This is a genomic window from Streptomyces sp. ADMS (assembly GCF_033441795.1).
In the GTDB taxonomy this organism is placed as follows: Bacteria; Actinomycetota; Actinomycetes; order Streptomycetales; family Streptomycetaceae; genus Streptomyces.
Window position 1 is genome coordinate 1 of the sequence record NZ_JAVFVX010000239.1, and the last position, 1,405, is coordinate 1,405.

Below are 1,405 nucleotides of genomic sequence, written 5' to 3' on the forward strand. Positions count from 1 at the left end.
GTGGGCGTCGAGCAGGCCGTGCAGCGAGACGAGGTGGGCGTGCAGGGCGTCCAGCTCGGCGCGGGTGGTGACGAGCGGACCGCCTGGCACGTTGAGCGCGCGGTGGAAGTCGAGTGCGGCGGTGGCGAAGGGCACGAAGTCCTGCGTGGTCGGGCTGGCGGTGCGGGACATGGGGGTGCTCTTTCGGAAGGGAGGAGGGCCGGCATCAGGCGGCGAGGGCGAGCGGTATGGCGGCGGCGGTGAACGCTTCGGCCTGCTGCCAGGTGAGCGGCCGGAGGTCGAGCTGGGCGCCGACCGCCGCGGTCTCCACGACCGCGCAGGCGGAACGAAGCTCCTCCTCCGTGTCGGCCGAGACGGTCAGCAGGCCGGTCAGGGCGACATCCGCGTGGCCCGCGATGAGCTGGCGCTCACGGGACTTGATGTCCTGGTACTCGATCGAGTCCGCTTCGGAGTCGACCTGGCCGCGCCGCGCCCGCTCAGCGGCGTCCGCGATCACAGTGGCCTTCTTGCGCTGGACATCGCGCAGTGCGGCGTCCAGCCCCTTCGGCTCGTACGACAGCGACAGGGTCCGCCGCACCCCGGCGGTGAACAGAAGCTGGTGCAGGAAGCCCGCCGACGTCTCGGTGCGGGGCCAGTTCTCCACCCAGTACGTGGAGTGGACGGCGGAGTCGGTCGCGATGTGGTCCGACTTCTCGACGACCACGACCGGGCCGGCAGCGGCGGGGTCGGCCTCGGGACGCCCGGAGGAGGACCAACGGTCCAGTGCGGCAAGGGCCTTGGGGTCGTACGCCGTTCGCACGACGGCCGCGATCTCGTGGGCGCTGAGCCAGCCGGTGGGGTTGAGCCCGGCGGTGCGCGCGGCCTGGTCGAAGGTCGAGGTCAGCTGCGCCAGGACGCTGAAGGACCCGGTCAGACCGCCTCCGGCCTGGTTGATCAGTCGTCGCGCGGCCTTGGCGTCCAGCGAGATGGCGACGTACGCCTCGTGCGGAGCCGCAGCCGGGCCCGCGCTCTGGATCAGCTCGCTGTAGATCGCGCCGGCCACCGGGGCGTCGGGCCGGCCGTGCTCCTCCCAGTACCGGCGAAGGGCGTCGCCGGAGTCCGGCACGGTGCGTTCGATCACCTGGATGCGGGCGACCTGGCCGGTGCGGGCGAGCGCGGCGAGCGTGCGTCCCCAGCCGTTGACGTTGGCGTTCTGGGTGCCGGGGTCGAGCAGCGCGTAGGCGTGGGAGGACACCTTGACGACGGCGGTCAGCGTGCCGGTGTGGGGGTTGTGGACCGCGCCGTATCGGCGGTCGGGGGCGGTGACCACGCGCAGGCTGGCGGCGGTACCGGGCAGGTGGAGGAGTCCTTCGCGGACCGGGCGGCGGGAGGGCCGGACGAGCCAGATCAACTGGCCCCGCATCCG

General features: G+C 72.9%; 2 protein-coding genes. Both read right to left on the reverse strand.

Features of this window, described 5'->3' with window-relative positions; translation table 11 throughout:
- The coding region (locus tag RB628_RS39720; protein ID WP_318325518.1) for a DUF6238 family protein at nt 1-171 on the reverse strand (171 nt) is incomplete at its 3' end.
- A gap of 34 nt (nt 172-205) precedes the next feature.
- On the reverse strand, nt 206-1,405 hold a 1,200-nt coding region (locus RB628_RS39725; RefSeq protein ID WP_318325514.1), incomplete at its 5' end, for an SCO6880 family protein.